The sequence below is a fragment of the Pseudomonas anguilliseptica genome, assembly GCF_021375795.1.
Lineage (GTDB): Bacteria > Pseudomonadota > Gammaproteobacteria > Pseudomonadales > Pseudomonadaceae > Aquipseudomonas > Aquipseudomonas anguilliseptica_A.
Genome location: NZ_JAEIOI010000013.1, coordinates 1 through 3,467, shown reverse-complemented (window position 1 = coordinate 3,467; position 3,467 = coordinate 1). Strand labels below are relative to the sequence as shown.

At 55.8% G+C, this 3,467-nt stretch carries 4 protein-coding genes, 3 tRNA genes and 1 rRNA gene; all 8 read right to left on the bottom strand.

What is annotated here, in order from left to right:
* Positions 1-328, bottom strand: a 328-nt coding sequence (locus IOD17_RS19230) for a GTP-binding protein (RefSeq protein WP_233686620.1), incomplete at its 3' end; no start/stop codon positions are given.
* A gap of 83 nt (positions 329-411) precedes the next feature.
* Positions 412-487 (bottom strand) — tRNA-Thr (locus IOD17_RS19225).
* Positions 488-513: 26 nt separating this feature from the next.
* Positions 514-587: transfer RNA gene (locus IOD17_RS19220), tRNA-Gly, on the bottom strand.
* Between the two features lie 24 nt (positions 588-611).
* Positions 612-696 (bottom strand) — tRNA-Tyr (locus IOD17_RS19215).
* Between the two features lie 141 nt (positions 697-837).
* Positions 838-1,515 (bottom strand): SPOR domain-containing protein, encoded by a 678-nt coding sequence (locus tag IOD17_RS19210; protein ID WP_233686619.1) that lies wholly within the window; start codon positions 1,513-1,515, stop codon positions 838-840.
* A gap of 8 nt (positions 1,516-1,523) precedes the next feature.
* Complete coding sequence (locus tag IOD17_RS19205; RefSeq protein WP_233686618.1) at positions 1,524-2,264, bottom strand: pantothenate kinase; 741 nt, start codon at positions 2,262-2,264, stop codon at positions 1,524-1,526.
* Positions 2,254-3,219 (bottom strand): bifunctional biotin--[acetyl-CoA-carboxylase] ligase/biotin operon repressor BirA, encoded by a 966-nt coding sequence (birA, locus tag IOD17_RS19200; RefSeq protein ID WP_233686617.1) that lies wholly within the window; start codon positions 3,217-3,219, stop codon positions 2,254-2,256. The genes IOD17_RS19205 and birA overlap by 11 nt, the downstream gene beginning before the upstream one ends.
* Before the next feature lie 143 nt (positions 3,220-3,362).
* A 5S ribosomal RNA gene (gene rrf / locus IOD17_RS19195) occupies positions 3,363-3,467 on the bottom strand; the annotation flags it as partial.

The following is a 3,467-nucleotide window of genomic DNA, read 5'->3' as shown; positions in this document are numbered from 1 at the left end:
CAGCGGCCGAGCAAACCAGGATAGCGCCGTCCATCTGGGCAGCACCGGTGATCATGTTCTTCACATAGTCGGCGTGACCCGGGCAGTCAACGTGCGCGTAGTGACGAATGTTGGAATCGTACTCTACGTGTGCAGTGTTGATGGTGATACCACGAGCTTTCTCTTCCGGGGCGCTGTCGATCTTGTCGAAGTCAACACGAGCCGAACCGAATACTTCGGAGCAGACGCGAGTCAGAGCAGCAGTCAGAGTGGTTTTACCGTGATCAACGTGACCGATTGTGCCTACGTTGACGTGCGGTTTGTTACGCTCAAACTTTTCTTTAGCCATTTTGACTGCCTCCCAGAGAAGAATTGACCAGGTATCACCGCCATAAAACAAAGGCAGATACTTTCATATCTGCCTTTATCAAATGGAGCTCATGAGCGGACTTGAACCGCTGACCTCACCCTTACCAAGGGTGTGCTCTACCAACTGAGCTACATGAGCGAAACGCACCGCAAGAACAACAATACTGGAGCGGGTAGCGGGAATCGAACCCGCATCATCAGCTTGGAAGGCTGAGGTTCTACCACTGAACTATACCCGCGGAGCCTGCAGCTCTCGCTAAATCTGGTGGAGGGAGAAGGATTCGAACCTTCGAAGTCGATGACGTCAGATTTACAGTCTGATCCCTTTGGCCACTCGGGAATCCCTCCAAACGGGGCGGCATTCTCATTCTATGCCGACCTACTGTCAAGCAATTTCTCATTAAAAAACCTGAGGTTAGCTACTTTGACAGCAACTTCGCAGATCACTTGTTAGCGCCACCCTGCGAAGCGGGCGCCATTCTATGCATTCTATTGAGGGCTTGCAACCCCCTCGCATGGCATTAATTGATGTTGTAAGCCTTTGAAGTCAAAAGCTAAACGCTGCAGCAAGGCGTCATCAGCCAGACGCCTGCTTTCCGGGGCAATACGTACCCAGAAACTACGGTGAGCGCGCGTCAGCTCACGCAATGAAGGCTCATAACCTGCATCGCGCAGTCGCTGCATAACACTGGCGGCCGAATCACTGCGCGGAAAAATCCCCAACGAAATGCCGTTGGCCAGATCGCCCTGGGTAATGATGTAACTATCAATCTTGCGCGCCTGCAACTCACGCAATTGCCGTAAGGATGCCTGACGTGAGGCCAGAGGCGGCAGATACACCCAATAATCAACGCCCGCCGCCGCATCCATACTCTGCACACGCGACTGGATATCCAGACTCAGCAAGCGTTGCTCAACAGAAGCAGCATCTCCGGCCGCCTCAAAGCTACCCAGAAACAAGCAAACAGCTTCTGCTACAGGCACTGGCGCCGCAGCCACCTCACGCCGCAGAGGAGCGCTGGACTCACTAAGCAATCGAATGTCGCGCTTGCTCTCCTGCGTCATGCTCAGCGGCGCAATCTCAGTGACCCGCAGCGGGGCCTGCTGTTGATGCCAGACGTAATAGAAAAGATTCAAAACCACTAACCACAAGAACATCCAGCGCATGCATGACCTCAATCTACGGGGCAAGCGATCGCCAAGCCGATAAACACCAGATCCGGCACAACTTGCGCCCCAGGAATTTCATCAACAACCAGAGCCGCATCGCCACCGGTCAAAAACACATCGAACGCCGTACCTAGGCACTCAGCCGCGATGGCCAGCTGACCGCTGACAAAGCCACGCAACATCAACAGGCAACCCCTCTCCACCGCCTCTGCCGTCGAGCGCCCCGGCAAAAAATCTCCAAGCGCCTGAGCCGCGTCATCTGAGTCATAGCGCGTTCTGCGCGTATGCGTACGTAACTGAGTACGCATTAGCGGCACACCTGGGCAGATAAACCCGCCCAGGTGCCGCCCTTCAACACTGACAAAGTCGGACGTGACAGCCGTACCGAGATCAATCACCAGGCAAGCACGCCGAGATAACTGATAAGCCCCGACAACCGCCAACCAGCGATCAAGCCCAAGGCGCTCATACTGTTCATAGCCATTACTTACCCCGGCCAGTTCAACGGCCGAACTCGCACGCAGGCAAACGACGGCAAATTCTGTTTCGAGCAACGCCATTAAAGAGGCGGTTTCATCATCACTGCGCACACTCACCAAACGACAGGCACGCAGTGGCACAGCCTGCTCGCGAACAGCCTGCAGCAGCGCTTGATCGGAATCGACGACACCACCCGCAACTGCGTAAGCCCCCGCCAGCAAACGCCATTTGATCAATGTATTACCGCAGTCGAGCTCAAGAATCATCACGCAACCTCAGACTAAGCTCGCCACCACTGAAAACACGCTCAATACCCTCGACCTTCATCCGCACAGCACCGGATTGATCCACCCCAAGCACCACACCCTCAACAGGCTCACCGCCTGCCGTCAACGCAACCGGACGCAACTGCCATAGATGACTACGCTGCCACTCATCCTGCAATGCAGCAAATCCATGCCTCAACTGGATGTCCAGATAGTGCGACAACTGCCGGTTAAGCGCGCACACCAGCTCATTGCGATCCAGCTGACGACCCAACTCCATGCGCATCGACGTCCAGGGCTGACCAATTGCCCCGATCTCGGCGGCCAGCATGTTTACGTTCAACCCTATGCCAATCACGACATGACAAACATCTGCAGGATCGCCGGACAACTCCAACAGGATACCGGCCAGCTTACGCTCGCCTACCAACACATCATTGGGCCACTTCAATCCGGCAGAGGAAACACCGCAATCACGCACGACCTGCAGCAGCGCCAACCCCACAGCCAGACTCATGCCTTCCAGCTGACGCATGCCACCGTCAATTCGCAACACAAGGCTGTAATAGATGTTTTCGCCGAAGGGACTCACCCAGCTTCGGCCGCGCCGGCCGCGCCCACTAGTCTGCCGCTCAGCCAACACATAGAACGGCCGCTCTGGCGCTGAGGACAAAAGCCGCAACGCTTCAGCATTGGTTGAGTCGAGGCTGGGCGCAACATAAGCATGCCATCCCGGGCCATCTTCCTGACCATTGAGCCACTGCGCATCTAACAGCTGCAACGGTGCCTCCAGCCGATAACCGCGCCCACGCACCTTATGAACCGATAAACCCAGCTCTGCCTGTAAGGCCTGCAGCCGCTTCCATACCGCAGCGCGACTGACACCCAGCGCAGAACCGAGCGCCTCGCCGGAATGGAAGCGCCCGTCCTGAAGGAGCTTTAACAATGAAAGCATGCGAGTCCTACCGGAAAATGAGGCACGCATAATAACGACGCGCCGTATCGTTGCCTATCAACGGTTCACACGGGCGCGCTCTGTTTTCATTGCGCAAAGTAAAACCCCCGACCAGTTACCTGATCGGGGGTTTTGGTGTAGGTGCTTGACGATGACCTACTCTCACATGGGGAAACCCCACACTACCATCGGCGATGCATCGTTTCACTACTGAGTTCGGGATGGGATCAGGTGGTTCCAATGCTCTA

Coding starts and splice junctions, on each gene's coding strand:
- IOD17_RS19210 (WP_233686619.1), bottom strand. CDS start 1,515: ATGCGCTGGATGTTCTTGTGGTTAGTGGTTTTGAATCTTTTCTATTAC.
- IOD17_RS19205 (WP_233686618.1), bottom strand. CDS start 2,264: ATGATTCTTGAGCTCGACTGCGGTAATACATTGATCAAATGGCGTTTG.
- birA (WP_233686617.1), bottom strand. CDS start 3,219: ATGCTTTCATTGTTAAAGCTCCTTCAGGACGGGCGCTTCCATTCCGGC.